Source organism: Streptomyces sp. NPDC101194 (assembly GCF_044767885.1).
GTDB lineage: Bacteria > Actinomycetota > Actinomycetes > Streptomycetales > Streptomycetaceae > Streptomyces.
Genome location: NZ_JBIWOS010000007.1, coordinates 89,186 through 114,878 on the forward strand (window position 1 = coordinate 89,186; position 25,693 = coordinate 114,878).

Annotated in this window: 22 protein-coding genes; 13 read left to right on the plus strand and 9 right to left on the minus strand. The window is 71.5% G+C overall.

Annotated elements, in window-relative coordinates:
- Positions 1 to 108: 108 nt before the first annotated feature.
- Together ACIRP2_RS25135 and ACIRP2_RS25140 are read left to right on the plus strand one after the other, a co-directional pair.
- On the plus strand, positions 109 to 825 hold the full coding sequence (locus tag ACIRP2_RS25135) for a TetR/AcrR family transcriptional regulator (RefSeq protein WP_404253900.1): 717 nt from the start codon (positions 109 to 111) through the stop codon (positions 823 to 825).
- Between the two features lie 206 nt (positions 826 to 1,031).
- Positions 1,032 to 2,426 (plus strand): NAD(P)/FAD-dependent oxidoreductase, encoded by a 1,395-nt coding sequence (locus ACIRP2_RS25140; RefSeq protein WP_404253902.1) that lies wholly within the window; start codon positions 1,032 to 1,034, stop codon positions 2,424 to 2,426.
- Between the two features lie 336 nt (positions 2,427 to 2,762).
- On the opposite strand, the gene htpG is transcribed toward ACIRP2_RS25140, so the two are convergent.
- From htpG to ACIRP2_RS25155, 3 genes are all read right to left on the minus strand, one after another.
- Positions 2,763 to 4,703, minus strand: coding sequence for a molecular chaperone HtpG (gene htpG / locus ACIRP2_RS25145; RefSeq protein WP_404253904.1), 1,941 nt, complete (start codon positions 4,701 to 4,703; stop codon positions 2,763 to 2,765).
- 244 nt (positions 4,704 to 4,947) lie between these two features.
- Positions 4,948 to 5,442 carry a DUF402 domain-containing protein gene (locus ACIRP2_RS25150; protein WP_404253906.1) on the minus strand — a complete coding sequence of 165 codons (495 nt, stop codon included), beginning with the start codon at positions 5,440 to 5,442 and terminating at the stop codon, positions 4,948 to 4,950.
- The gene (locus tag ACIRP2_RS25155) at positions 5,423 to 6,343 is read right to left on the minus strand and encodes a GNAT family N-acetyltransferase (protein WP_404253908.1); all 921 of its coding nucleotides are present in this window, start codon (positions 6,341 to 6,343) and stop codon (positions 5,423 to 5,425) included. The genes ACIRP2_RS25150 and ACIRP2_RS25155 overlap by 20 nt, the downstream gene beginning before the upstream one ends.
- A 70-nt stretch (positions 6,344 to 6,413) precedes the next feature.
- On the opposite strand from ACIRP2_RS25155, the gene ACIRP2_RS25160 reads away from it, so the two are divergent.
- Complete coding sequence (locus ACIRP2_RS25160) at positions 6,414 to 6,791, plus strand: GntR family transcriptional regulator (protein ID WP_404253910.1); 378 nt, start codon at positions 6,414 to 6,416, stop codon at positions 6,789 to 6,791.
- A gap of 112 nt (positions 6,792 to 6,903) precedes the next feature.
- Here ACIRP2_RS25160 and ACIRP2_RS25165 read toward each other — a convergent pair whose 3' ends face one another.
- On the minus strand, positions 6,904 to 7,998 hold the full coding sequence (locus tag ACIRP2_RS25165) for a DUF5925 domain-containing protein (RefSeq protein ID WP_404253912.1): 1,095 nt from the start codon (positions 7,996 to 7,998) through the stop codon (positions 6,904 to 6,906).
- A gap of 224 nt (positions 7,999 to 8,222) precedes the next feature.
- Between ACIRP2_RS25165 and ACIRP2_RS25170 the strand changes: the two genes are divergently transcribed.
- The 3 genes from ACIRP2_RS25170 to ACIRP2_RS25180 all read left to right on the plus strand — a co-directional run bounded on the left by ACIRP2_RS25170 (position 8,223) and on the right by ACIRP2_RS25180 (position 10,393).
- On the plus strand, positions 8,223 to 9,032 hold the full coding sequence (locus tag ACIRP2_RS25170) for an SGNH/GDSL hydrolase family protein (protein WP_404253914.1): 810 nt from the start codon (positions 8,223 to 8,225) through the stop codon (positions 9,030 to 9,032).
- 270 nt (positions 9,033 to 9,302) lie between these two features.
- Entirely contained in the window at positions 9,303 to 9,566 is a 264-nt protein-coding gene (locus ACIRP2_RS25175; protein ID WP_404253916.1) for a hypothetical protein, read from the plus strand.
- Positions 9,567 to 9,784: 218 nt separating this feature from the next.
- On the plus strand, positions 9,785 to 10,393 hold the full coding sequence (locus tag ACIRP2_RS25180; RefSeq protein WP_404253918.1) for a TetR/AcrR family transcriptional regulator: 609 nt from the start codon (positions 9,785 to 9,787) through the stop codon (positions 10,391 to 10,393).
- 6 nt (positions 10,394 to 10,399) lie between these two features.
- On the opposite strand, the gene ACIRP2_RS25185 is transcribed toward ACIRP2_RS25180, so the two are convergent.
- Positions 10,400 to 11,152, minus strand: a complete 753-nt coding sequence (locus ACIRP2_RS25185) for an ABC transporter permease (protein WP_404254432.1) — start codon at positions 11,150 to 11,152, stop codon at positions 10,400 to 10,402.
- 71 nt (positions 11,153 to 11,223) lie between these two features.
- A complete protein-coding gene (locus ACIRP2_RS25190; RefSeq protein WP_404253920.1) occupies positions 11,224 to 12,201 on the minus strand; it encodes an ATP-binding cassette domain-containing protein in 978 nt (325 codons plus the stop codon).
- 64 nt (positions 12,202 to 12,265) lie between these two features.
- Here ACIRP2_RS25190 and ACIRP2_RS25195 point away from each other — a divergent pair, with 64 nt between their 5' ends.
- Positions 12,266 to 12,973, plus strand: coding sequence for a TetR/AcrR family transcriptional regulator C-terminal domain-containing protein (locus tag ACIRP2_RS25195; protein ID WP_404253922.1), 708 nt, complete (start codon positions 12,266 to 12,268; stop codon positions 12,971 to 12,973).
- Positions 12,974 to 12,994: 21 nt separating this feature from the next.
- Here ACIRP2_RS25195 and ACIRP2_RS25200 read toward each other — a convergent pair whose 3' ends face one another.
- From ACIRP2_RS25200 to hmgA, 3 genes are all read right to left on the minus strand, one after another.
- On the minus strand, positions 12,995 to 14,218 hold the full coding sequence (locus tag ACIRP2_RS25200) for a type ISP restriction/modification enzyme (RefSeq protein WP_404253924.1): 1,224 nt from the start codon (positions 14,216 to 14,218) through the stop codon (positions 12,995 to 12,997).
- A gap of 86 nt (positions 14,219 to 14,304) precedes the next feature.
- Positions 14,305 to 15,072, minus strand: coding sequence for a GntR family transcriptional regulator (locus ACIRP2_RS25205; RefSeq protein WP_404253926.1), 768 nt, complete (start codon positions 15,070 to 15,072; stop codon positions 14,305 to 14,307).
- A gap of 82 nt (positions 15,073 to 15,154) precedes the next feature.
- The gene (hmgA, locus tag ACIRP2_RS25210) at positions 15,155 to 16,483 is read right to left on the minus strand and encodes a homogentisate 1,2-dioxygenase (RefSeq protein ID WP_404253928.1); all 1,329 of its coding nucleotides are present in this window, start codon (positions 16,481 to 16,483) and stop codon (positions 15,155 to 15,157) included.
- Between the two features lie 122 nt (positions 16,484 to 16,605).
- On the opposite strand from hmgA, the gene ACIRP2_RS25215 reads away from it, so the two are divergent.
- From ACIRP2_RS25215 to ACIRP2_RS25240, 6 genes are all read left to right on the plus strand, one after another.
- Positions 16,606 to 18,774: a right-handed parallel beta-helix repeat-containing protein gene (locus ACIRP2_RS25215; protein ID WP_404253930.1), complete on the plus strand. Its 2,169-nt coding sequence runs from the start codon at positions 16,606 to 16,608 to the stop codon at positions 18,772 to 18,774.
- Positions 18,771 to 19,640, plus strand: coding sequence for a hypothetical protein (locus ACIRP2_RS25220; RefSeq protein WP_404253932.1), 870 nt, complete (start codon positions 18,771 to 18,773; stop codon positions 19,638 to 19,640). The genes ACIRP2_RS25215 and ACIRP2_RS25220 overlap by 4 nt, the downstream gene beginning before the upstream one ends.
- Positions 19,637 to 20,920, plus strand: a complete 1,284-nt coding sequence (locus tag ACIRP2_RS25225) for a hypothetical protein (protein WP_404253934.1) — start codon at positions 19,637 to 19,639, stop codon at positions 20,918 to 20,920. The genes ACIRP2_RS25220 and ACIRP2_RS25225 overlap by 4 nt, the downstream gene beginning before the upstream one ends.
- A 50-nt stretch (positions 20,921 to 20,970) precedes the next feature.
- The gene (locus tag ACIRP2_RS25230) at positions 20,971 to 21,591 is read left to right on the plus strand and encodes a TetR family transcriptional regulator (protein WP_404254434.1); all 621 of its coding nucleotides are present in this window, start codon (positions 20,971 to 20,973) and stop codon (positions 21,589 to 21,591) included.
- Positions 21,592 to 21,723: 132 nt separating this feature from the next.
- The gene (locus tag ACIRP2_RS25235; protein ID WP_404253936.1) at positions 21,724 to 24,030 is read left to right on the plus strand and encodes a molybdopterin-dependent oxidoreductase; all 2,307 of its coding nucleotides are present in this window, start codon (positions 21,724 to 21,726) and stop codon (positions 24,028 to 24,030) included.
- A gap of 134 nt (positions 24,031 to 24,164) precedes the next feature.
- Positions 24,165 to 25,526 (plus strand): ABC transporter ATP-binding protein, encoded by a 1,362-nt coding sequence (locus tag ACIRP2_RS25240; RefSeq protein ID WP_404253938.1) that lies wholly within the window; start codon positions 24,165 to 24,167, stop codon positions 25,524 to 25,526.
- Positions 25,527 to 25,693 lie beyond the last annotated feature (167 nt).

The window sequence follows — 25,693 nt, forward strand, 5'->3', positions numbered from 1 at the left end:
CCAACGGTCGTCGCCTCGCTCGGGGGAGGTGGCCGGAGGGTCCGGATGGCAGGCCATGAAACCGTTGCCCCCTTCACACGTCAATGCTGTTGTCATAAGCTCCGCGCCATGAATGAGCGTGTGGTTCCGGAGCGGCAGCGGCGGCGCAGAAGGCCGACGAAGCAGGGCACGGTACTGTCCGAGCAGACCATCGTGGAGACGGCCCTGCGGCTGGTCGGTCAGCATGGTGCGGAGGCGCTGACGGTCCGGCGGCTGGGGGCGGCTCTGGGCGCCGACCCCAGTGCGCTCTACCGGTACTTCCGCAACACCGACGACCTGCTGCTCGCGATCGCCGACGAGCTCATCGGCCGGGCCCAGCACGGCTGGAAGGCCACCGGCGAGTGGCGTACCGACCTGTGCGAGCTGGGTCTGCGCGTCCATGCCTCGTACCAGGCGCACCCGCAGGCCGCCCTGCTGGCGGCGCACCGGACGACCGGGCGGGACAACGAGATGCGGGCCGTGGAGACGATCCTCGGCGTGCTGCGGTCGGCGGGCTTCCGGGACGGGGAGGCGGTGCGGATCTATCACGCCTTCGTCGACCAGGCGCTCGCCTTCGCGGCCCTGGACGCGGCGGCGCTCGCCCTGCCGGCTCCCGCACAGGCGGCCGATCTCCAGGTGTGGCAGGACCGCTACGGCCGCCTGGACGCGAACTCCTACCCCCACATCGCCGCCACCGCGCAACTGCTGGCGACCGACATGATGCTCAGTGGCTATCCGTTCGCGCTGGAGCTGCTGCTCGACGCCGTCGAGGCCAGGCTGCCCCGGGCGGGCGGGGAGGCCGGCTGAGCCCGGACCGGGTGCTCCCGCCACGCCGCCCGCCGGAAGGACGGACCGGGCGGGGCGCGGCCGGGATCCCGGCCGTTCCGGCCCGCGTTCCGGACGGGGCGCGGCACCAAGGCTTACGTCAACGCCGTTGACACGCATCTCCGGGTGGAGTCTGATGGCGGGACCCATGGGCCCAGCCGCACTACGCACCACCCGAGGAGTCCTCCATGGATCCCGTCCACGCGCTCCGGGATGCCTGTCCCACCCCCTTCTGGCTGGACGACCCCGGCCGCCCGCAGGCCGCGTCGGCCCTGGTCGCCGACACCCGCTGCGATCTGCTCGTGGTCGGTGGCGGATACAGCGGCCTGTGGACCGCCCTGATCGCCAAGGAGCGCGACCCCTCCCGTGACGTCGTCCTGATCGAAGGGGAGGAGATCGGCTGGGCCGCGTCCGGGCGCAACGGCGGTTTCTGCGAATCCAGCCTCACCCACGGTCTGGGCAATGGCTTCGAGCGCTGGCCCGACGAGCTTGCCGAGCTGGAACGGCTCGGCATCCGGAACCTCCAGGCGATCGAGGACACGATCAAGGGATACGGCATCGCATGCGACTGGGAGCGCACCGGCGCCCTCAACGTGGCGACCGAGCCGTACCAGGTCGACGACCTGCACGAGATGGCCGCGCTCGCCGCCCGCTACGGCTCCGAGCAGACGGTGCTCGACGCCGACCAGACCCGTGCCGAGATCGACTCACCGACCTTCCTGGGCGCGCTCAGGGACGACGAGGGCACGGCGATACTCAACCCCGCGCGTCTCGCATGGGGCCTCAAGCAGGTCTGTCAGGACCTCGGCGTGCGCATCCACGAGCGCACCCGGGCGACGGCCATCGAGGAGACCGGCCCGGGGATCACGGTGCGCACCCCGTACGGACGCGTCCTGGCGGACCGGGTCGCCCTCGCGACCAACGCCTTCCCCTCCCTGGTCAAGCGGCATCGCCTCTACACCGTCCCGGTGTACGACTACGCGCTGATGACGGAGCCGCTGACGGACGAACAGCTCGCCTCCGTCGGCTGGCGCAACCGGCAGGGATTCTCCGACGCCGCCAACCAGTTCCACTACGTGCGGCTCTCGACCGACAACCGCATCCTGTGGGGCGGCTACGACACCCTCTACCACTACCGGGGACGGGTGCGTGCCGAGCACGACCAGCGGCCGGAGACCTTCGCCACCCTGGCCCGGCACTTCTTCCGGACCTTCCCGCAACTCGAAGGGCTGCGCTTCACCCACGCCTGGGGCGGCGCGATCGACACCTGCACCCGCTTCTCCGCGTTCTTCGACACCACTCACCGGGGCCGCGTCGCCTTCGCGGCCGGATTCACCGGCCTCGGCGTGGGTGCGACCCGCTTCGGTGCCGAGGTGATGCTCGACCTGCTGGCGGGCGAGCGCACCGAGCGGACGCGACTGGAGATGGTGCGGCGCAAACCCCTTCCGTTTCCGCCGGAACCGGTCCGATGGGCGGGAATCCAGGCCACCAGATGGTCTCTCGCCCGTGCGGACGAGAACTCCGGACGACGCAACCTCTGGCTCAAGACCCTCGACCGGCTCGGCCTGGGCTTCGGAAGCTGATGTCCCGCCGTCCGGTCGAGGCCGCTCCTCGGACGAACCGAACCATTCGTCCCGGCCGGTGATCCGGTCGGGACGAATGCCGGCCCGGTCGGCGAGGAGCACCGCGGCGCCCGCGGTGCGCGTTCCCGGGCGGAACGCCGGCGGGGCTTCCTCCCGTCGGACGCGTACCGCCTCGGCGTTCTGCTCGACGGTCCGCTCGTCCGGGCACCGGAGGGCCGGACCCCGGTTGCGCGGGGGCCCGCCCACCCGCGCAACCACGGGACAGCCCTCAGGGTCTGTCCGGCCCTGAGGCCCCGGACGGGCCCCGGAGGCCGTCCGGGCCCTCAGGACCTCGGCTCACAGGGTGCGCTCGAGGCGGTCGGCCATCAGCCTGACGAAACGCGACGGGTCGCCGAGTTCGCCGCCCTCGGCCAGCAGTGCCAGGTCGTGGAGGAGCTCGGCCGTCTCCTCCAGGCCGGTGCCGGACTCCTCGTTCTTCTCGGAATGCGCCCGCTTGAGGCCGCTGACCAGCGGGTGTTCCGGGTTGAGTTCGAGGATGCGCTTGACGTGCGGGACGGGTTGGCCCATGGCGCGGTACATGTTCTCCAGCGCCGGTGTCACGTCGTGCATGTCCGAGACGATGCAGGCGGGAGAGACGGTGAGGCGCGAGGAGAGCCGTACCTCCTTCACGGTCCCGCTCAGCCGGTCCGTCATCCAGGCGAGCAGATCCGCGTACTCCTGCTGCCGGTTCTCGCGCTCGTTCGCGGCCTCCTTCTTCTCCTCCTCGGTACCGAGGTCGACCTCGCCCTTGGCGACGGACCGCAACTGCTTGCCGTCGAACTCGGGTTCCGCCTCGACCCACACCTCGTCGACGGGATCGGTCAGCAGCAGCACCTCGACGCCCTTGGCCCGGAACGCCTCCATGTGCGGGGAGTTCTCGATGGCCTGCCGGGACTCACCCGTGAGGTAGTAGATGTGCTCCTGGCCGTCCTTCATCCGTTCCACGTACTGCCGCAGCGTGGTCGGCTCGTCCTTGTCGTGGGTTGTGGCGAAGGAGGCGACGCCGAGGATGGCGTCGCGGTTCTCGAAGTCGCTCAGCAGCCCCTCCTTGAGGACACGGCCGAACTCCCGCCAGAACGTGGCGTAGCGCTCCGGGTCGGCGGACATCATGTCCTTGACCGTCGACAGCACCTTCTTCGCAAGACGCCGGTGCATCAACTGGATCTGGCGGTCCTGCTGGAGGATCTCGCGCGACACGTTGAGCGACAGGTCCTGCGCGTCGACGACACCCTTGACGAAGCGCAGGTACGGCGGCATCAGCGCTTCGCAGTCGTCCATGATGAAGACGCGCTTCACATAGAGCTGGATGCCGCGCTTGTACCCCTGCATGAAGAGGTCCTGGGGCGCGTGCGACGGGATGAAGAGCAGTGCCTGGTACTCGAAAGTGCCCTCCGCCTGCAGCCGGATGGTTTCGAGCGGGGCGATCCAGTCGTGGCTGATGTGCTTGTACAGCTCGTGGTACTCGTCGTCCGTGACCTCGTCGCGCGAGCGTGCCCAGAGGGCCTTCATCGAGTTCAGGGTCTCGGGCTCGCGCGGGGCGTCGCCGTCGGCCTCCTCACCGGGCTTCGCGGTGTCGTCGGAGGCGGTCTCCGCGGCCATGCGGACGGGCCATGTGATGAAGTCCGAATACCGCTTGACGATCTCCCTGATCTTCCACGGGGAGGTGTAGTCGTAGAGCCGGTCGTCGGCGTCCTCGGGCTTGAGCCGCAGCGTGACCGCGGTGCCCTGGGGGGCGTCGTCGACGGACTCGATCGTGTACGTGCCCTCGCCGCTCGACGTCCAGCGGGTGCCCTGGCTCTCGCCCGCGCGCCGGGTCAGCAGCGTGACCTCGTCGGCCACCATGAAGCTGGAGTAGAAACCGACACCGAACTGGCCGATCAGCCCTTCGGCCGCGGCGGTGTCCTCGGCCTCCTTGAGTTCCCGCAGGAACTTCGCCGTGCCCGAGTTGGCGATGGTCCCGATGAGCTGGACGACTTCGTCGTGCGACATGCCGATGCCGTTGTCCCGCACGGTCAGCGTGCGGGACTGCTTGTCGGTCTCGATGTCGATGTGCAGATCGGACACGTCGGCGTCGAGCGAGTCGTCGCGGAGTGCTTCGAGCCGCAGCTTGTCGAGCGCGTCGGAGGCGTTGGAGACGAGTTCGCGCAGGAACACGTCCTTGTTCGAGTAGATCGAGTGGATCATCATCTGCAGAAGCTGGCGCGCTTCCACCTGAAACTCGAACGTCTCAGTCGGCATAATCCGTGATTCCTTCTCAGGTCACCGGGTGGGGAACTGGCCTGAGCACTTTAGATCAACCGGTGATCGGGGAAGCCGTTCCCGGCCAGTGCGCCCGAGGGCGGGAGCGGGCCCCGGCCTCACCGCCCGCCGCGCACGGGACGCACTCCCCACTGCCCCGTGCACGGCGGACCGCCACGGCCGGGGTGCCGCCCGCCCGGGGTCCCGTTACGGGAACCCCGCTGGACGGACGGAGCCCCGCGCGTCAGGCCAGCAGCGCCGCGAGACCCTCCGTGCGTGCCAGGTGTTCCAGTTCGTCCAGCGTCCGGCGGGCCGCCCCGGCCGCCTCCGGGTCGCGTTCGGCGAGCCCGCTCTCCTCGAACTCGTCCTCGTCCAGCCGGAGTACGGCCGAACCGTCCGCCGACACCCACAGGTCCAGGTCCAGATCCTCGACCAGAAGCTCCCCGTCCCGCAGCACGGCGGGGCGGGTGATGTCGCAGTACCAGCCCTTGAGTTCGCCCGCGCCGCCACGGACCTCCTTCACGGCGAACCAGCGGTCGCGCCAGTAGTGCTCGGTGAACACGTCCCCCGGCTCGAACCGTACGAAGCCGAAGTCGCGGACCCCCGGCGCCGCCCAGGGCGCGCGCACCGTCACCCGGGTGCCGTCGTCGCGGACCACGTCCGCCGGATAGCGGATCTTGGTCCGCCCGGCCTTCACCAGGGCGACCACCAGAGCGGTCTCAGCCGAGCTTGCGGACATGGCGCACCTCCGTGGCACAGATCTCATAGCCGAACCATCGGTTGACGGCCAGCATCGGACCGTTGTCCGCGTCATTGCCGGTGTACGCGTCCGTGTATCCGGCGGCGCGCGCCCGGTGCAGCGAGTCGTTCTTGACGAGCCTGGCAAGGCCCCGGTTGCGGTACGCCCGACGGGTTCCGGTCATCCCCGACAGGTAGCGGGTCAGCCCGTCGGTCTGCGCCGCGCTGAACGCCGCCACTTCCCCGTCCACCACCGCGACCGAGGTGAGCCCGTGGTCGAGCGCGGGATTGCGCCAGGTGTGATTCAGCCAGTCCTCGTAGTCGGACAGTTCCATCGGGGTGTCGCTCGGCTCGTCGGCCGTGGTCTCGGCGTCCGCCTCGAAGAGCGGGCGCGGGTCGTCCGCGAAGTCGGCGGCGGTGCGCAGCTCGACGTCCGCCGTCGGCGCCTGACGGGGCGGCAGTGCCCCGTGGGCCAGGTCGAGATGGAGGAAGTGGGCCGAGCGGCTGGCCGTGTAGCCGCGCTTCTCCGCGAAGGCGCGGTTCGACGGGGTGTCGAGCACCCAGGTGTAGATCGCGAGCGCGCCCTCCCGCGCCAGATACTCCTCGGCCGTCCTCAGCAGCAACCCACCGGCTCCGCGCCCGGTGCGGTCCGGGTGCGTGTACGGGTTGAAGAACGCCTGGCCGGGTTCGGGGCTGTCGTGGACGAGGCCGACCTGCGCGGTCCCGATGAGCTCCCCGTCCTCCTCGGCGACCAGCAGCCGGTAGCGCTTGCCGGGGTGGGCACTGGACAGATCGAAGGCGACCAGCTCGGGAGTCGTCACGATGTAGGGCAGTGCGGCACGCCGGACCCGCACCCAGGCCTCGGCGTCGGCGGGCAGGAAATCGCGGACGAGGACAGTCATGGGGCGGACGTTACGCGTGGGCACGCACGGGCCGCCCCTGATTTTCCGGCCGGTGGGGGAGAATCGCTGCGTGACCCTGAAGATCACCCTTGATCCGGACGCCGGTACCGCCCCGTACGAGCAACTGCGCACGCAGATCTCCGAGCTGGCCCGCTCCGGCGCGCTGCCCGTCGGCTTCAGACTTCCGACCGTACGCGGCTTCGCCGAGGAGCTCGGCCTCGCCGCGAACACCGTGGCCAAGGCGTACCGGGCCCTGGAGACCGACGGGGTGATCGAGACCCGTGGGCGCAACGGCACGTTCATCGCCGCCGCGGGGGACGCGGCGGAACGTCATGCGGCGGCCGCCGCCCAGGAGTACGCGGAGCAGGCCCGGCGGCTGGGCCTGTCGCGGGCCGAGGCGCTGTCCCTGGCCGAGGACGCGGTGCGGGCGGCGTACGCGGCGGGTTGATCCGTTGCCGTTGCCGGGGCCGGGGCCGGCCGCGGCGGGTCCGCCCTCGGCCGCCGGTCCGGCCCGGTCCTGCGGCCCGTCAGGGGCGGCCGGGGGCGACGGACCACCGGGCTCAGAGGTACAGGCCCGCGTCCGCGCCTGAATCCTGCTTCGGCACCGACGCGGGACCGATGCCGCGCCGCAGCGCGTACAGCTCGGCGAGTGTGGCGCCCTCGCGGCCGAGCCCTTCCTCCGTACCCAGCCAGCCCACCGCCTCCTTGCGGGTCAGCGGGCCCACCTCGATCCTGGCGAGGCAGCGGCCGGGCCTGACCACCGCCGGGTGGAGCCGCTCCAGGTCCTCGTTGGTGGTGACACCCACCAGCACGTTGCGCCCCTGGCCCAGCAGTCCGTCGGTGAGGTTCAGCAGCCTGGAGAGCGCCTGGCCCGCCGTGTGCTTGGCCTCGCCGCGGATCAACTCGTCGCAGTCCTCCAGGAGCAGCAGCCGCCAGCGGCCCTTCGCCGTGCCGTCGTCCTCGCCGATCGCGATGTCCATCAGGTAGCCGACGTCGTTGAAGAGCCGCTCCGGATCGAGCACGCAGTCGACCTGGCACCAGTCCCGCCACGAGCGCGCGAGGGTGCGCAGCGCGGAGGTCTTGCCGGTGCCGGGCGGGCCGTGCAGCAGGAGCAGCCGGCCCGCGATGTCGTCGGGGGTGACCTTCATCAGCCGGTCCATGGCATCGGCCACCGGCGCGGTGTAGTTGGCGCGGACCTCGTCCCAGGTGCCGGCGGCGATCTGCCGGGTGGTGCGGTACGGGCCGCGGCGCGGGGACACGTACCAGAAACCCATCGTCACGTTCTCGGGCTGCGGTTCCGGTTCGTCCCTCGCACCGTCGGTCGCCCGGTCGAGGATCTTTTGGGCCAGTTCCGCGCTGGTGGCGGTGACCGTGACGTCGGCGCCGCGGTTCCAGCGCGAGACGAGCAGCGTCCAGCCGTCGCCCTCGGCCAGCGTGGCGCTGCGGTCGTCGTCGCGCGCGACACGCAGCACCTGGGCCGCCGGAGGCAGCAGAGTCGCCCCGGCCCTGACGCGATCCAGGGACGAGCTGTGCGAGTACGGCTGCTCGCCCGTCGCGAAGCGCCCGAGGAACAGCGCGTCGACGACGTCGGACGGGGAATCGCTGTCGTCGACGGTGAGCCGGATCGGCAGAGCGGACTCGGGGTTGGCAGGCATGGCGCCCATGATCCGGCAAGGGAGCACCCGACGCACCCGGGTTTCACCGCCTTTCTCCCCGCTTCGGACGGTCGGACCGCGGGTCCGACGTGTCCTCAGGGCGGCGCGGGAGACAACTCGTTGGAGCAACTTGGCATGGACACTTCCGGTGGAGGTGCAGGTGCTGCTACCACGGACTCGGCAGACCAGGCGGAGATCCTGCCGGTCGGTCCAAGGGAGGTTCCATGAAGATGTCCAGACTCGTGGCGTTCTCGTCGTCGGTTCTGCTCGGTGCCGTACTCGCGCTGACCGGAGCGGCCACCGCCGATGCCGCCTCGTCCGCCCAGGCCGTCGACTACGTCGCACTCGGCGACTCGTACTCCTCGGGTGTCGGATCCGGCAGTTACGACAGCGCCAGCGGCGACTGCAAGCGCAGCAGCAAGGCCTACCCCGCGCTCTGGGCCGCCGCCAACTCGCCCTCGTCGTTCGCCTTCACCGCTTGCTCCGGTGCTCGCACGAGCGATGTCAAGGCCGGTCAGCTCGGCCCCCTGAACGCCTCGACCGACCTCGTCTCGATATCCATCGGCGGCAACGACGCGGGCTTCGCCGACGTCATGACCACCTGTGTCCTCCAGTCGGAGGCCACCTGCCTCAGCCGGATCGCCACGGCTCGCAGCTTCGTCGACACCACCCTGCCCGGCAACCTCGACTCGGTGTACTCGGCGATCCGTGCCAAGGCGCCGTCCGCCCGTGTCGTGGTCCTCGGGTACCCGCGCTTCTACCAGATCGGCGGCAGCTGCGTCGTCGGCCTGAGCGACAAGGTGCGTACCGCGATCAACGGTGCCGCCGACTACCTGAACGCGGCGACCGCCAAGCGTGCCGCCGACCACGGCTTCGCCTTCGCCGATGTCGCGGGGAAGTTCACCGGACACGAGATCTGCTCCGGAAGCGCCTGGCTGCACAGCCTCAACTGGCTCAACATCGGTGAGTCCTACCACCCCACCGCGGCCGGACAGTCGGGCGGCTATCTGCCCGCCCTCAACTCGGCCGCCTGATCCCGCTCCGCCGTGCGTCGGGCCCGTCCGGCAGGCCGGCGGGTAGGAGACCCCCGTCCGCAGGGGTCTCCGTCCGGCAGGCCGGCGGTCCGTCGCGGACGAATCGCTTCCGTTCTGTCCAACTCGCCCTGGAATCGGGCGGATCGGGGTGCTGGTCGTCAACCTCCGTATATGTGTGCTCAATCCTGTGACCGGGATACACGGGTGTCGTCGCGGGGGGATAGGGTTAACCTGCCCGGGCCGGGTGCCCTCGTACGGGTGGGGAGTGACATGGAACAGATAACGATGCGCAGCAGGCCTCGTGTGCCTGCCATCACATGCGGAAGCAGTGCGACGAGTTCGCGCCTCGACCGCCATCTCGCGGTGCTCGGCGGCCCTGCCGTCCCGCAGCGGGAGGCGGCGGAGGCGACACTGCTGATGCGCGAGCTCACCTCGCGCGACGTCGCCCACAGCCACCGGAGCAGGAGTGCGCGGGTCTCGCTCTTCGCGCCGCTGCGCCGACTGCGCCGCTCGCTCTTCGGCAGCCGCCACTGAGTCGACGGCCCGTCACGACCGCACCGGTCCGCTGCTCGGGCTCCCTGGCCAGGCCGCCCGCTCGGGTGACCACACCGTCCCGGCACTGCGCTGCTGTCCGCCCTCCCGTCATCCCCGGGGCTCGCAGCAGCGCTTCGGTGTGTTCGCCGAGGCATCCGGCCCATGCCGAGCGGTATGCCGAAATAATTCGGCGCCGAAGTACTTACTAGACTGCTCGCATGCCCGAAAAGCGAGCCGCGCGCCTGAGCCCCGACGAACGAAGGGCCCAGTTGGTCGCCATCGGGCTCGACATGCTCGCCGACCGGTCACTGGACGAGCTCTCCACGGACGAGGTGGCGCGCCGCGCCGGTATCTCCCGGGGGCTGCTCTTCCACTACTTCGACTCCAAGCGGGACTTCTACCGCGCCGTCGTACGGCAGGAGTGCGACGGCTTCGCCGCAGCCACGGAACCGGACTCCTCGCTGGAGCCCGTCCCCTGGCTGCGGTCGTTCATCACCGGCTTCGTGGCGTACGTACTGGAGCACCGCAAGGTGTACCTCGCCCTGGTCCGCGGCGCCGCCGGCGGTCAGCCTGCGGTGGAGGACATAGTCGAGCGCACCAGAGGCGTCCTCGCCCGGCGGGTGGAGGAGGCCCAGCGACGGCTCGGGATGCCGGACTCGCCCCGGCTGCCGGTCGCGGCCAGGGCCTGGATGGCGTTCGCGGAGGAGGCCGTCACCAGCTGGCCGTCAGGCGGGTCGGAGGGGCCGGCGGAGCTCGGCGCCTTCCTGGAGTCGAGTTTCATCAGCCTGCTCGGCGCCCTGGACCGGCCTGTCGCGCTGCCCCGGTGACCGCGGTCACTCGCCGCCGCGCGCGTAACGCCGCACGGCCAACGGCACGAACACCGCGAGAAGCACCGCCGACCAGGCGAGCGTCCCGGCCACCGGATGGGCGACCGGCCAGGCGGCGTCGGCGGACGGGGAGGCGTTGCCGAACAGATCGCGGGTGGCCGAGGCCATGGCGCTGATCGGGTTCCACTCCGCGACCGTGCGCAGCCAGCCCGGCAGGTTGTCGGTCGGAATGTACGCGCTCGACAGCAGCGGCAGGATGAAGGTGGCGCTGCCCAGCTGGCCGGCCACCTCCTCGTTGCGGATCAGCAGACCCAGCCAGCAGCCCAGCCAGGACGTGGCGAACCGGAGGAGCAGCAGCAGTCCGAAGGCACCCGCAGCGGCGAGCGGGCCGCCCTCGATCCGCCAGCCGACCGCGAGTCCGGCCAGGATCAGCGGAACCATGCCGATGGCCGTGGTCAGCAGATCCGCGGCGGTCTGGCCGAACGGTACGGCGGTCCGGCTCATCGGCAGCGTACGGAACCGGTCCATGACTCCGCGGTCGCAGTCCTGCGACGCCTGGAACATTCCGACCATGATCCCGTTGGCCGCCGTCGACGCCAGCAGGCCCGGCACCAGGAAGGCGCGGTACTCCTGGCCGGGCATGGCCAGCGCGCTGCCGAACACGTAGCCGAAGAACAGCAGCATCGTGATCGGCATGGTCTGGGTCAGGATCATGACGCCCGGCGCGGCCTTGATCCGCTGCAGATGGCGGCCCAGCATGGCCAGGGTGTCGGCGACGGGGGTTGTCGCGGTGGACGCGACGGCCGGCTCGTGGGCCGGTGCGATGCTGCTCATGCTGCCGTCTCCTTCAGGGGCGGGGAGGTGCGGCCGTCGTTGCGGCCGGTCAGGCGGAGGAAGACCTCGTCGAGTGTCGGCGGGCGCAGGCTCGCGTCGACCAGCGGTACGCCGGCCGCGTCGAGTTCGCGGACGATGCGGGGGAGGGTGAGGGTGAGGTCGGTCGCGACGGCGCCCACGGTGCGGTGCTCGCGGTCGAGCACCGGTTCGGCGCCGGTGAGCTGATCGAGGACGGCTGCCGCCGGGACCAGCGCCGACTCATGGGTGACGACCACTTCGGCGTAGCTGCCGATGCGGGACTTCAGCTCGGCGGGGGTGCCGTGGTGGGCGGCCCGGCCCCGGTCGATCAGCACGATGTCGTCGGCCAGTCGGTCGGCCTCCTCCAGATACTGAGTGGTCAGCAGCACGGTGGTGCCCAGGCCGGCCAGCTCGCGCACCGCCGCCCAGATCTGGTTGCGGCTGTGCGGGTCGAGTCCGGTGGTCGGTTCGTCCAGGAAGAGCACCCGCGGCCGGGTCAGCAGACTGGCGGCGAGGTCGAGACGGCGGCGCATCCCGCCGGAGTAGGTGCGGGCCGGACGGTCGGCTGCGTCGCCCAGTTCGAAGCGTTCCAGGAGCTCGTCGGCCCGGCTGCGCGCGGCCTCGCCCCGGAACCGGAGCAGTCTGGCGAAGAGCCGCAGGTTCTGGCGGCCGGACAGTTCGCCGTCGACCGAGGCGCTCTGTCCGGTGACGCCGATCGCCGCGCGCACCGCGTCCGCCTCGCGCACCACGTCGTGGCCCGCGACCAGGGCGCTTCCGCCGTCCGGGGCGGTCGACGTGGTGAGGACCCGGACGGCGGTGGTCTTGCCCGCGCCGTTCGGTCCCAGCACTCCGCAGACGGTGCCCTCGGCGACCGCGAGATCGAGCCCGCGCAGGGCGTGGACATCGCCGTAGCGCTTCTCCAGACCTTCACTAAGTACAGCGTACGTAGTTGTCATGCGGCCCACCGTACCGCACTACGTACGGTGTACGTAACTACGATGGTGGGAGAGGTGGTGATCAATGGTGGGGCGACCCGCTGTACCCGAAGTGATCTGGGCGCGCCCCGAGCGTGCGGGCCGAGGCCCCAGGCCCGCGTTCAGCCGAGCCGACATCGCGGCGGCAGCCGTCCGTATCGCCGATGCGGAGGGCCTCGACGCGGTGTCCATGCGGAAGGTCGCGGCGGAGCTGGGCTGCGGCACGATGTCGCTGTACAACTACGTGCCGCGCAAGGAGGACCTGCACGAGCTGATGCTCGACGCGGTCAGCGGGGGGTACGAGTTCCCCGCGCCGTCCGGCGACTGGCGTGCCGATCTCCTCTCGCTGGCCCATCAGGCCCGCGCGATGATGCACCGTCACACCTGGGTGCCCCGGCTCATGTCACCCGTGTACGGCTTCAGCCCGAACGCGCTGCGGTATCTGGAGTACACGCTCAGCCTTCTGGACGGCGTCGACGCACGGTTCGGCGAGAAGATGGAACTCATCGCCATGGTCAACGGCGTGGTCACCACCTATGTGGCCAACGAGATCGCCACGGCGGAGCGCAGCCGGTCGCTGCCCTGGTCCGAGGAGCAGGAGCAGGCCGCGCGCACCGGCTATCTGATCAGCCAGATCGGGACCGGGAAGTATCCGCGGATGGCGGCGGCATTCGCCGAGGATCCCGGGCCGATCGATCTGGACGGGGTCTTCGACCGGATGCTCGCCCGGGTGCTGGACTCCTTCGACCGGTAGCGCGCCGCCCCCGGCGGCCCGTCACAGCAGCGCGAACTGCCCGTCCGGGCCCTCCTCCTGGTGATCGAGCACCGACGCGGGCCGCCGGGCCGCTGCCGGGACCGGCAGGACGCCCGCCGCGCGGAGCTCGTCGGCCGTGATCCGCTGGCCGTCGGCCAGGCCCTCCCGCCGGGGCCGGAGCCCGTCGAGCAGCGCGAGCACGGTGATCAGTTCCAGCAGCTCCGAGGTCCACTCCTGGGGCCAGACGCGGGGCCGGACCGCTTCCAGGGCGTCCGTGTCCGCCGCACCCGCACCCGTGCGCCGTTCGAACCACAGCTCCAGCATCCGGACCCCGCCGACCCGGAACTCCCAGGCCCCGGCCGGCACGGGCGAGATCCGGCCCGTGCCCAGCGTGAGCGTCTCGTCGGCCGGGTCGTACCCCAGCGTGGTCGGTACGGGCGGAACCGAGGCCCGCACGTAGGGGCGGCGTCCACCGGGCAGCCGCGGGCGCTCCCCGCCACGGGCACCGCGCAGCTCCAGTCGCAGCAGTTCCTGGCCCAGCTCCACCCCCGCCGACCAGCGCTCCGTGGCGGCGGGCAGGGGCACCACGCAGCCGGCGGGGGAGTGGCGGGCCGCGGCCAGCGTCCAGGCCAGCACGGAGCGCTCGGTGACCGTGTCCCCGTGGCGGTCACGGAGCAGGGCGAGCAGTCCGGGGGCGAGATTGGGTTCGAGACCGCCGGGGCGCCGGTACAGCGGCCGGATCCGGCCCGGCCGGCCGGCGGGGGAATGGCCGTCCGGCAGCAGCGCCGTCACGGACAGGGCGGGCCCGGTGTCCCGGGGCACGTAGCCGTGCTCGACGGCGAAGAGCTGGTGCCCGTCGGCGACCCGCCACAGCTCGGGGCGGGCGGCGTCGATCAGCCGGTGGTCGGGGATCAGCCACTGTTCGTCGAACGGGCCGTGCAGGATCCGTACCGGCTCGGGACACGGCCCGCACTCGCGGGCGAACGGGCCGGTGCCCGTGGCCTGCCCGGGAAGCGCCGCCACCGGGGTCTGCGGGGTACGGGAACGAGTGGGCCGGAACAGCCGTTCCCGCTCGGCGGCCCCGGCCCGGACCAGCCGCTCCCAACGGGCTCTGAGGGAACCGGCGTCCGGGGCGGTCACCCAGGGGCGACCGGTCCGCAGGGGCCGTACGGACCATGGCATGAGGTCGTCGAGCAGCGGGATGTCGTCGTCCCCGTCGGCTCCGGCCGCCGCCCGTGCTGCCACCGTGTCGTCCCCCCGTCGCCACGCCGCTGTCAGGGCCGGTCCGGCGGGCCGGCCCTGGCATCGTAACGGCGCCGGAGGGCGGGCCGTCAGTGCGCTTCCACCGTCACCGAGAATGAGAACCGGTCGCCCCGGTAGCGGATCTGCGCCACATCCACCACCTGTCCGCTCTCGTCGTACGTCACGCCCGTGTAGAACAGGATCGGGCTCAGCAGCGGTACCTGGAGGAGCTCGGCGGTGACCGGGTCGGCGAGGCGCGCCTCGACCGTGTCGGTGATGCGCGCGATCCGGACACCGACCCGGTCGCGCAGCACCTTGGTCATCGGCCACCGTTCGAGATCGCGGACGTCGAGCCGGGCCGCCACCTCGGGCCGCACCACGTTCTGCGCCCAGTTGGTGGGCTCACCACTGTCCCCGTCGTGGCGCAGCCTGCGGTAGCTGACCACCTCCGCGCACTCGGGGAAGTACTCGGTGAGATCGCCCGGTACGGCGACCGGGCCATGACCGAGGACCGCGGTCCGCTCGCCCGACTGCTGGGCCACGATCGCGTCGATCGAGCCCAGCAGCCGGACCGGCGAGACCCGGCGGGCGCGCGGCTCGATGAAGGTGCCGCGCCGCCGGTGCCTGCTGATCAGCCCCTCCGTCTCCAGCTCCTTGAGCGCCTGGCGCATCGTCAGCACGCTGACGCCGTAGTGTGCGGCGAGCTGTTCCTCGGTCGGCAGCCGGGCCGAGGCGTCCTTGGCGCGCCCCAGTATCGAGGCGCGCAAGGACTGCGAAACCTGGTACCAGAGCGGCAGTTTGCGGTTCAGGACCAGCGAATCGGGAGCGAAGGCGGGCCCCTGGGACGTCTTGGGCATATGAGGCACCTGGGTCACCTGGTCTCTCCGTACTGCGACACGGTGGCCGCGACGACGCGGGGCCGGGAAGCGGCGTCGTTGCCTACGGCCTGAAGTTGCGGCTCAGACCCTGCCACACGTCGTCGTAGCCGTGCTGCAGATGCCCGGCGGTCGCCGCCTGCCCGGTCGCCGTCACCGGCCAGCGAGTCTCGAACATGAAGGCGAGACCGTCATCGATCTTCTGCGGTTTCAGCTCCGCCCCGCTCGCCCGGTCGAAGGTCTCCCGGTCCGGTCCGTGCGCCGACATCATGTTGTGCAGCGAGCCGCCGCCCGGGACGAAACCTCCCTTGCCGGCCGTCTTCGCGTCGTACGCGCCCTCGATCAGGCCCATGTACTCGCTCATCACATTGCGGTGGAAGTACGGGGGCCGGAAGGTGTCCTCGCCGACCAGCCAGCGCGGCGCGAAGACGACGAAGTCGACGCCCGCCAGACCGGGGGTGTCGGACGGCGCGGTCAGCACCGTGAAGATCGACGGGTCGGGGTGGTCGTAGCTGATCGAGCCGATGACGTTGAAACGGCGCAGGTCGTAGACGTACGGAGCGTGGTTGCCGTGCCAGGCGACCACATCCAGCGGCGAGTGGTCATAGGTCGCGGACCAGAGATTCCCGCAGAACTTGTTCACCACCTCCACCGGGCGTTCGGCGTCCTCGTACGCGGCGACGGGGGCGAGGAAGTCCCGGGCGTTCGCCAGGCCGTTGGCGCCGATCGGGCCGAGGTCGGGGAGCGTGAACGGCCGGCCGTAGTTCTCGCAGACATAACCGCGGGCGGTGGCATCGAGCAGCTCCACGCGGAAGCGGACGCCTCGCGGGATCAGTGCGACGTGCCCCGGATCGGCGCGCAGCAGACCCAGTTCGGTGCGCAGCAGCAGGCCGCCCCGCTCCGGGACGATCAGCAGCTCGCCGTCCGCATCGCTGAACACCCGGTCGGTCATGGACGCGTTCGCGTGGTAGAGATGCACGGCCATGCCGGAGCGCTGCGTCGCGTCGCCGTTGCCGCCGAGGGTCCACAGGCCGGTCAGGAAGTCCGTCCCGGGGGCGGGTTCGGGGAGCGGATCCCAGCGCAGCCGGTTGGGATCGGGCACGGACTCGCTGAACGGAGCGGTCCGGATCGCGCCGTTGTCGATGCGGGTGAACGGCGGATGAGCGGCCGACGGGCGGATCCGGTAGAGCCAGGAACGGCGGTTGTGCGCCCGTGGTTCGGTGAAGGCCGAGCCGCTCAGCTGCTCCGCGTAGAGCCCGAGGGGCGCGCGCTGAGGCGAGTTGCGGCCGATCGGCAGCGCTCCCGGCACCGCCTCCGAGCTGTGCTGATTGCCGAAACCGGCGGAATGTTCCAGCCCCTCCGCCGTCTTCCTCGCCTGCTCGATGCCGCTCATGTGCGCTCCCGGTGCCGAAGAAATCCTATGGACAACCGTAGGAATCGGAACGGGGCGCGTCAACGGTATTCGGGGCGCACAGGGGGGTTCCAAAAGTTGAACAATGCTCTACTCTCCCGCACATGTCGTGGACACGTAGACTTCTGGTGGTCCTGGCGGCGCTCGTCGCCGCCCTCCTCGCGGCTCCGGCCGCCCAGGCGCACGAGGAACGACCGGTCACCCTGCCCGACGGAACCGGCAGCGTCCCCGTGTACCGCACCGGCGAGCCGGATCTGCTGGTCTGCAAGAGCGACCGGGCGGACTTCGAACGCCGCATATCCGGTTTTCCGCAGGAGCTGCGATCCCGGAACCTGAAGCTGTTCGACCGCTGCCGGAAGTCCGGCTACCGCCATCTGCAGCAGGCCGTCGACGCGGTCGCCAGGCCCGGCATGAACATCGCGATCCTGCCCGGCCTGTACGAGGAGGAGCCCTCGCTGCCCAAGCCGACGGGGGAGTGCGCCCGGCTGAAGGCGCCCAACTCCAAGCTCGGCTACCAGATTCTGTCCTACGCGCAACAGGCGCGGTGCCCGCACAACCAGAACCTGGTGGCGATCCTCGGGAAGAAGAACCTCCAGATCGAGGGGACGGGCGCCGAGCGCACCGACGTCGTCATCGACGCCAAGTACCAGAAGCTCAACGCGATCCGCGCGGACGGCTCCGACGGCGTCTACTTCAAGAACTTCACCGCCCAGCGCACCACGTTCAACTCCCTGTACGTTCTCGCCCAGGACGGCTTCGTCATCGACTCCGTCCTCACCCGGTGGAACGACGAGTACGGCTTTCTGACCTTCGCGAGCGACCACGGGCTGTACAAGAACTGCGAGTCGTACGGCAACGGGGACTCGGGCATCTACCCCGGCAGCGCGTCGAACATCAACGACGGGTACGGCTACGAGGTGCCGCGCTACTCGATCGAGATCACCGGCTGCCGCAGCCACCACAACATGGTCGGCTACTCCGGCACCGCGGGCGACTCCGTCCACGTCCACGACAACGAGTTCGACCACAACATGGGCGGCGCCTCGATGGACAGCGCCTTCCCCGGCCACCCCGGACTGCCCCAGAACCACGCACGCTTCGAACGCAACCTGATCCACGACAACAACGCCGACTACTACCCGTACGTCGCCGACGGCACCTGCGCCAAGCCGCCCGTGGACCGGGGGTACGAGGACGGGGTCGTCTGCCCGCAGATCTCCATGCCGCCGGGCACCGGCATCATCACCGCGGGCGGCAACTGGAACCTGTACGAGAACAACTGGATCTACGGTCAGCAGCGCGCCGCGTTCTTCCTGAGCGCGGTCCCGGCCTTCATCCGCGGCGAGAACGCGCTGTCCGAGCAGACCGACACCTCCCACCACAACCGGTACGCGGGCAACCACCTCGGCACGGACCGGGCGGGCAACTCCCGGCCCAACCGCACCGACGTGTGGTGGGACGGCCAGGGCGACGGCAACTGCTGGCAGTCCGACACCGGCCCGTCCTCCCCGCGCGCCCTGCCCGTCTGCGGATCCGAGCGCGGCGCCGTGTCCGGACGCACCGACCGGCTCGTCGGCGAACCGGTCAAACTCGCCCAACTGCTGGTCTGCGCCGACTACAACGTGCAGGCCCGGCGGCTGCCGGCCGGCTGCGACTGGTACGGGGCACGGGGCATCGAGCGCATCGAGGTGCAGTTGGCGCTGGTGGTCGCGGTGGTGCTCGCGCTGGTCGGCGGAGTGCTGTGGTGGCGCAGACTGCGCGACAGCCGGCTCGCGACCGTGGTCACGGTGCTCGGTGCGATCGGCCTCGGACTGGATGTGGCCGGATCGACCATGGGGCTGGCCTCCACCCATGTGCCCGCGCTGGCCCTGCTGCTGACCGGGGTGTGGTGGACGGGGACCGGGCTGGCACTGCGCGGCGAACGGCCCTGGCTGGGCTGGACCACGGTGGTCCTGGGGGCGCTCACCCTGCTCGACGCCGTCGACAAGGCCGTGTTCATGATTCCGTGGATTCCGCTCAGCCCGGCCTGGGTGCGTGGACTGCTCGGTGTGATCTGGGTGGTGTGGGCCGTGGTGGCCTCCGCCCGGCACGGCGAACGGGGTGGCGAACGGGGTGCGCCGGAAGACGGCCCGGGTGCGTCGGACGGAAGGGGCCCGTCGGGGCGGGACGCGGCGCCGGACCCCGGCGCGGTGTCGGCGCGGGGCTCGGGCCGCGCCCCGGCCCCGACGCGACCCGACTCCCCGACGTCCGCTCCGGAAGGGGACGCATCATGAACCGCCGTCTCGGGCAAGGGCGTTCTGACCGGGTCACCCGGACCGCCCTCTTTGCCGTCACCGTGCTCTCCGCGGGCGTCCTCGTGTTCGGCGCGAGCGCCTGTGGCGGGCGGGCCACCACCCACCACAAACCCGGCACGAGCCACGAGCAGGCCGGCGGCAGCGTCGGCCGGCTCCTGGCGGCCGACGACGGTTCCGGCCACCGGCTGCGCCAGGTCGACGCCGGGGACGCCCCCGGGGTGACGGTCGCCGTGCGGCCGGACTCCGAGGACGGGTGGAACGTCCATCTCTCCGTGCGCAACTTCCGGTTCACCCCGGACAGCGTGGGTGGCGCCGCGCTTCTCGGGCGGGGCCATGCCCGGCTGTTCCTCGACGGCCACCCCCTCGCCCGGGTCTACGGCCCCTGGTACCACCTTCCCGCCTCCCTCGTCCGCGGCGCGGGGGGCGGTACCCGCCTCACCGCCCGGCTCTACGCCGACGACCACACCGCCTGGGCCGTCGGCACCGCCCCCGTCCAGGCCGCCACGTCCCTCGCCGCCACCGCACAGCCCTCCGCCCCCGCCGATCCCCGTCCCGAAACGTCCCCACCGGCATCGCCCCGGCCCGACACGACCCTGGAGATCGTCGTCTCCCGCGGCAGGGTCAGTCCGGCCCCCGGCCGTACCGAGATCGAGAAGGGCCGGACCGTCGAGCTCCGGGTCCGCAGCGACCGTGCCGACACCCTCCATGTCCACGGCTACGACGAAGAGGCCCGGCTGCCCGCGGGGAAGACCGTCACCCTCGTCTTCACCGCCGACCGCACCGGGCTCTTCGAGGTCGAGACGCACGAGTCCGACCTGCTCCTGACCCAACTCGTCGTACGGTGAGCGTCCTCGCCCACGGCATCGGCGCCCAGCACGACCTTCCGCTGTCCCCCTTCTACGCCTTCGCCGGAGCCTTCGCCGCGCTCTTCGTCTCCTTCCTCGCGCTCGGCCTGCTCTGGTCCGCCTCGCGATTTTGCGGCGACCGGGCGGGCCGCCCGGTCCCGGCCGCCGTCCAGCGTCTCGTCGACGCCCGGCCCACCCGTACCGCCGTGCGCGTACTCGGTCTGGCCGCCGCCTCGTTCGACATGCTCCACCTCCTCCTCGGACCGGACGACCCGGAGCGCAACCCGGCCCCCGGTGCCGTCTACGTACTCCTCTGGGTCGGGCTCGTCCCCGCCTCACTCCTGTTCGGTCCCGTCTGGCGACTGCTCAACCCGCTCCGTACCGTCCATCTCCTCGTCTGCCGCGCGCTCGGCCGTGACCCCGCCGCAGGCCGCCCCCTTCCCGAACGCCTCGGTCTCCGGCCCGCCGCGACCGGGCTCCTCGCCTTCACCTGGCTCGAACTCGTCGCCCCCGACCCCGCGTCGACCACCGCTCTCCTGCTCTTCCTCTCCCTCCACGCCGCCGTCCACCTCGCCGGCGCCGCCCGGTACGGCGCCGGATGGTTCGACCGGGCGGACGCGTTCGAGGTCTACTCGGGACTGCTCGCCCGGCTCTCCCCGCTCGGCCGCCGCACCACCGACCGCCGCCTCGTGCTCCGCTCCCCGTTCAACGGACTCGACGGCACCCCGCAGATTCCCGGACTCGTCGCCACCGTCTGCGTCATGCTCGGCTCCACCGCCTACGACGGCTTCTCCGACGCCCCCTCCTGGATCACCACCGTCCAGACCTCACCCCTGGGCCGCACCACCACCGCCACGCTCGGGCTCCTGGGCGCCGTCGCCCTCGTGGCCACCCTCTACGCCCTCTGCACCGGCGCCACCCGGCTGATCTCCGGCCGGCTCGGCCACCCCCTCACCTCCTTCGCGCACTCGCTCGTCCCGATCGCCCTCGGCTATCTCGTCGCGCACTACTTCACGCTGTTCGTCACCGAAGGGCCACGCACGGTCATGGTGGCATCCGGCGCCGACAATCCGCTCCCGCCCGATCCGCCCCTCGGGCCCGGCGGCGTCGCCACGCTCCAGGTCGGCGCGATCGTCCTGGGGCACGTACTCGGGGTCGTCGCCGCGCACGACCGGTCCGTGCGCCTCTTCCCGTCCGGCCGGGCCGTCGCGGGGCAACTCCCGCTGCTGGTCCTGATGATCACCTACACCATCGGCGGGCTCTCCCTGCTCATCGCATGACGGCCGCTCCCCGCACCGACCCGTCACCCGCAGAGGAGACCCACGGCATGATGGAGCCCGTGCCCCAAGCGAACACGAACCTCCGCCGCGCCCCCGTGCAGCAGCGCAGTGCCGACCGCCTCGCACGGATACTCGACGCCTGCGCCGAACTCCTCGACGAGACCGGCTACGAGCAGTTGTCCACCCGGGCCGTCGCCGTCCGCGCCGAGGTCCCCATCGGCTCCGTCTACCGGTTCTTCTCCAACAAGCGCGCGCTGACCGACGCGCTCGCCCGGCGCAACCTGGACAGCTACGCCGAACGCATCACCTCCCGCCTCGACGCCATCGAGGCCGCCGACTGGCGCGGCGCCATCGACGCCGTCCTGGACGAGTACCTGGCGATGAAGCGCTCCGTGGCCGGTTTCGCGCTCGTCGACTTCGGCGCACCCGCCCCCGACGACGATCCGGCCAGTGAAGCCAATCGCCGGGTGGCCGGCCGACTCACCGAACTGCTCTCCGGGCACCTCGGCCGGGCCCCCGACGACGACCTGCTCCGGACGGTCCTCGTCTGCGTCGAGGCCGCCGACGCCCTCCTCCAACTCGCCTTCCGCACCGACCCGGCGGGCGACCGGGCCATCGTCGCCGAGACCCGCGTCCTGCTCCGGGCCTATCTGGCCCAGGTTCTGGACTGACCGGGAGAGACTCCTCCGGAGATCGCCGATGTCGTGGCGACCGCACCTCCCCGCCATGCGTACCGGTCGGTATGCTCGGCCGTGCTTGCCCACGTACGCGCGCCACCGCTGTCGCCGCCCCGGGGAGGGCCCATGCCGCACGAACTCAGCAGCTCCCGCACCGCTTTGCGCATCTGCCCCCTGTGCGAGGCCACCTGCGGACTCACCCTCACCATCGAGGGGACGAGGGTCACCGGCGCCCGGGGCGACCGGGACGACGTCCTCAGTCGCGGCTTCATCTGCCCCAAGGGTGCGTCCATCGGCGGGCTCGACGCCGACCCCGACCGGCTGCGCACCCCGCTCGTCCGCAGGAACGGCCGCCTGACGGAGACGAGTTGGAGCGATGCCTTCGACGTGATCGCCGACGCCGTGCCCGCACTGGCCCAGGAGCACGGGCAGCAGGCCGTCGGCGTCGTCCTCGGCAACCCGAACGTGCACACCATGGCCGGCGCGCTCTACCCCTCCGCCCTGCTCTCCGCACTCCGTACCCGCTCCCTGTTCACCGCGAGCACCCTCGACCAGATGCCCAAGCACGTCTCCAGCGGACTGCTCTTCGGCGACCCGAACGCCATCCCGGTGCCCGACCTCGACCGCACCGACCATCTGCTTCTCCTCGGCGCCAATCCCCTCGAATCGAACGGCAGTCTCTGCACCGCCCCCGACTTCCCCGGCAGGCTGAAGGCGCTGCGCCGCCGCGGCGGCACCCTCACCGTCGTCGACCCGCGCCGCACCCGAACCGCCCGGCTCGCCGACCGGCACGTCGCCATCCGCCCCGGTACCGACGCTCTCCTTCTCGCCGCGCTCACCCACGTCCTCTTCGAGGAGAAGCTCACCGCGACCGGCGCACTCGCCCAACACGTCGAAGGGCTCGACGAAACCGCCCACGCCGTACGGGAGTTCACGCCCGAGGCGGTCGCCGGGGCCTGCGACATCGAGGCCGCCACCATCCGTGCGATCGCCCGTGAACTGGCCGCGGCCCGCACCGCCGCCGTCTACGGGCGCATCGGCAGCTGCACCGTCGAGCACGGCACCCTCGCCAGTTGGCTGGTCGACGTCCTCAACATCCTCACCGGCAACCTCGACCGCCCCGGCGGCGCGCTCTTCCCGCTCTCCGCCACCGCCCGCACCCCCCGCCCCGCCGCTCCCGGCAAGGGCTTCGCCCTGGGGCGCTGGACGAGCCGGGTCTCCGGACACCCCGAGGCCAAGGGCGAACTGCCCATCTCCGCACTGGCCGAGGAGATCGAGACACCGGGGGAGGGCCGGATCCGCGCCCTGATCGTCCTCGCCGCCAACCCCGTGCTCTCCGCCCCCGACGGCGACCGGCTCGACCGGGCCCTCGACGGGCTCGACTTCATGGTCGCCGTCGACCCGTACCTCAACGAGACCTCGCGGCACGCCCACGTGGTGCTGCCTCCGCCGCCGCCCTCGCAGAGCGCCCACTTCGATTTCGCGTTCAACGCCCTCGCCGTACGCAACCAGGTGCGCTACACCCGCCCGGCCGTCCCCCTCGGCGACGGTCTGCTCGACGAGAGCGAGATCCTCGCCCGACTCGTCCTCGCGGTCTCCGGGATGCACGGCGCCGATCCTTGCACCGTCGACACGACGGTCGTCGACCGGATGCTGACCAGGGCCGTCGCCGACCCGCACTCGCCCGTGCACGGCCGCACCCCCGCCGAACTCGCCGCCGCCCTCACCGGCCGCACCGGACCCGAGCGCCGACTCGACCTGATGCTCCGCCTCGGCCCGTACGGCGAAGGCTTCGGCGCCGATCCCGAGGGCCTCACCCTGGAGCGCCTGCTCGCCCACCCGCACGGCATCGATCTCGGCCCGCTCCGGCCCCGGATCCCGGAGGTCCTCGCCACCCGCAGCGGGCGCGTCGAGCTCCTTCCCGCGCCGATCGCCGCCGACCTGCCGAGGCTCCGCCACGCCCTGGCGGACCGGCACGGACCGGACGCGCTCCTTCTCGTCGGCCGCCGCCATCTGCGATCCAACAACAGCTGGATGCACAACATCGCCGAGCTGAGCGGCGGTTCGAACGTCTGCACGCTGCAGATGCACCCCGCCGACGCGGCCCGGCTCGGACTCGCGGACGGTGCCCCGGCCACCGTGGCGTCGGACGGCGGCGCGGTGACCGTACCCGTCGAGATCGACGACGGCGTACGGGCCGGAGTGGTGAGCCTCCCGCACGGATGGGGGCACAACCGCCCCGGCACCCGGATGTCCCTTGCCGCGGCCCACCCCGGCGTCAACGTCAACCAGCTCCTCGACGGCAGCAGGCTCGACCCGCTCTCCGGTACCGCCGTGCTCAACGGCATCCCGGTGACGGTGACGTCCGCCGCCGCCCCGGCCGGGGCGGTGCCCCGGCGCGGACCGCGCTCGGCGAGCCGTAACCACACCTGACAATTCCGGCCCACCCACCCCAGTACTGCGCAACCTTTGCGCGAGTCATTCCCACCACCCGGGACCGTGGGCTAATTTCGGCCCACTGCAGCCGCTGCCCACCGCTCCACCCCACCAGTCCCGGGCGGAACCACATGACTCGCGCCATCTCCCTGCACAACGTCAGCAAGACGTACGGACGGACCACGCGTGCCGTCGACCGTCTCTCACTCTCCGTCGATCCGGGCGAATTCGTCGTCCTGCTCGGCCCCTCGGGGTGCGGCAAGTCGACCGTGCTCCGCATGATCGCCGGCCTGGAGGAGATCACCGAGGGCGAGCTGTTGCTCGACGGCGAACACGCCAACGACCTGGCGCCCGGCGAACGCGGGATGGCCATGGTCTTCCAGAACTTCGCGCTCTATCCGAGCATGACCAACCGGGCCAACATCGGCTTTCCGCTGAAGCTGGAGAACCCCGGCCTGGACCACACCGACCGCGTCGAGCACACGGCCAGGATGCTCGGCATCGAAACGGTCCTCGACCGCTACCCCGGTCAGCTCTCCGGCGGTGAACGCCAGCGGGTCGCCATGGGCCGGGCCATTTCGCGCCGCCCCTCCGTCTTCCTGATGGACGAGCCCCTCTCCAACCTCGACGCGAAACTGCGCAACCATCTGCGGGCCGAGATAGCGCATCTCACCAGGGAGTTGGGCGTCACCACCGTCTATGTGACGCATGACCAGGCAGAGGCGATGTCGCTGGGCGACCGGGTCGCCGTGATGCGCGGCGGACAGCTCCAGCAGGTGAGCCCGCCGCGCGAGGTCTACGCCCTGCCGGAGAACGTCTTCGTCGCCGCGTTCATCGGCACCCCGCGCATCAACCTGTTGCAGGCCGTCGTCCATGCCCCGCTGGAGGGGCGCATGTCGATCGACCTCGGCCGTCAGCGGCTGCCGCTGCCCGAACCGCTCAGCCCGGACCACCAGCTGCTCCGCATCCAGCAGGGCCGCCGGCTCATCGTGGGACTGCGCTCCGAGGCCGCCAGGATCGCCCCGCCCAGCCAGGCCCGCCCCGGCGAGGTCGCGCTGAGCGGCATCGTCGAGCATGTCGAGTACCAGGGCCACGAGGCACTGGTCCACCTCAACACGGGATCGCGGCCCGCCGTGGTCCCCGAACTCGAATCGGCCCGCCCCGGCAGAGCCGCGCCACGCCGGCGCCGCACCGGTCACGGTGGCGGGGTCGGCGTACTGGAGCGCCTCAAGGAACGCACCATCGGGTACATCGGCGGGCCCACCGTCGCCCTCGACGAGCCCGTCCCGGAGAACGACCCGAGCGCACCCCGAGGCCCGGACCGCCCCGCGATCACGGCGGCCGACCTCGTCGTCCGTACCGGCCCCGACATGCGGCTGCGCACCGGCGGCCAGGTTCCGCTCCTGGTCGACCTCGCCCATCTGTACGTCTTCGACCACCACGGCCGCCGGATCTGCCCCTTGCCCGAGGAGGTTCCGGGTCTCGACGTCTGAGGGCTGTCCCGTCATCCCTGGCGGGCCCGCGACGACCAGGGATCACGCGACAGCTCACAGGGTCTCCCGTTCGTACCGTGCCGGGCTCTCGGGGCCCGGCACCACGTTCTTCGGGCGGTGCCCCCGGATCCGGGAACCGGCTCTCGGGGGCCGATCGGACCCGGGCG

What these genes read in the sequence shown, in the direction of transcription:
- ACIRP2_RS25195 (WP_404253922.1), top strand. Translation starts at nt 12,266, where the DNA reads ATGGTGGGGCGACCCGCTGTACCCGAAGTGATCTGGGCGCGCCCCGAG.
- ACIRP2_RS25230 (WP_404254434.1), top strand. Translation starts at nt 20,971, where the DNA reads ATGGAGCCCGTGCCCCAAGCGAACACGAACCTCCGCCGCGCCCCCGTG.
- htpG (WP_404253904.1), bottom strand. Translation starts at nt 4,703, where the DNA reads ATGCCGACTGAGACGTTCGAGTTTCAGGTGGAAGCGCGCCAGCTTCTG.
- hmgA (WP_404253928.1), bottom strand. Translation starts at nt 16,483, where the DNA reads ATGAGCGGCATCGAGCAGGCGAGGAAGACGGCGGAGGGGCTGGAACAT.
- ACIRP2_RS25205 (WP_404253926.1), bottom strand. Translation starts at nt 15,072, where the DNA reads ATGCCCAAGACGTCCCAGGGGCCCGCCTTCGCTCCCGATTCGCTGGTC.
- ACIRP2_RS25175 (WP_404253916.1), top strand. Translation starts at nt 9,303, where the DNA reads ATGGAACAGATAACGATGCGCAGCAGGCCTCGTGTGCCTGCCATCACA.
- ACIRP2_RS25185 (WP_404254432.1), bottom strand. Translation starts at nt 11,152, where the DNA reads ATGCTGGGCCGCCATCTGCAGCGGATCAAGGCCGCGCCGGGCGTCATG.
- ACIRP2_RS25235 (WP_404253936.1), top strand. Translation starts at nt 21,724, where the DNA reads ATGCCGCACGAACTCAGCAGCTCCCGCACCGCTTTGCGCATCTGCCCC.
- ACIRP2_RS25165 (WP_404253912.1), bottom strand. Translation starts at nt 7,998, where the DNA reads ATGCCTGCCAACCCCGAGTCCGCTCTGCCGATCCGGCTCACCGTCGAC.
- ACIRP2_RS25155 (WP_404253908.1), bottom strand. Translation starts at nt 6,343, where the DNA reads ATGACTGTCCTCGTCCGCGATTTCCTGCCCGCCGACGCCGAGGCCTGG.
- ACIRP2_RS25170 (WP_404253914.1), top strand. Translation starts at nt 8,223, where the DNA reads ATGAAGATGTCCAGACTCGTGGCGTTCTCGTCGTCGGTTCTGCTCGGT.
- ACIRP2_RS25140 (WP_404253902.1), top strand. Translation starts at nt 1,032, where the DNA reads ATGGATCCCGTCCACGCGCTCCGGGATGCCTGTCCCACCCCCTTCTGG.
- ACIRP2_RS25150 (WP_404253906.1), bottom strand. Translation starts at nt 5,442, where the DNA reads ATGTCCGCAAGCTCGGCTGAGACCGCTCTGGTGGTCGCCCTGGTGAAG.
- ACIRP2_RS25220 (WP_404253932.1), top strand. Translation starts at nt 18,771, where the DNA reads ATGAACCGCCGTCTCGGGCAAGGGCGTTCTGACCGGGTCACCCGGACC.
- ACIRP2_RS25135 (WP_404253900.1), top strand. Translation starts at nt 109, where the DNA reads ATGAATGAGCGTGTGGTTCCGGAGCGGCAGCGGCGGCGCAGAAGGCCG.
- ACIRP2_RS25240 (WP_404253938.1), top strand. Translation starts at nt 24,165, where the DNA reads ATGACTCGCGCCATCTCCCTGCACAACGTCAGCAAGACGTACGGACGG.
- ACIRP2_RS25190 (WP_404253920.1), bottom strand. Translation starts at nt 12,201, where the DNA reads ATGACAACTACGTACGCTGTACTTAGTGAAGGTCTGGAGAAGCGCTAC.
- ACIRP2_RS25215 (WP_404253930.1), top strand. Translation starts at nt 16,606, where the DNA reads ATGTCGTGGACACGTAGACTTCTGGTGGTCCTGGCGGCGCTCGTCGCC.
- ACIRP2_RS25180 (WP_404253918.1), top strand. Translation starts at nt 9,785, where the DNA reads ATGCCCGAAAAGCGAGCCGCGCGCCTGAGCCCCGACGAACGAAGGGCC.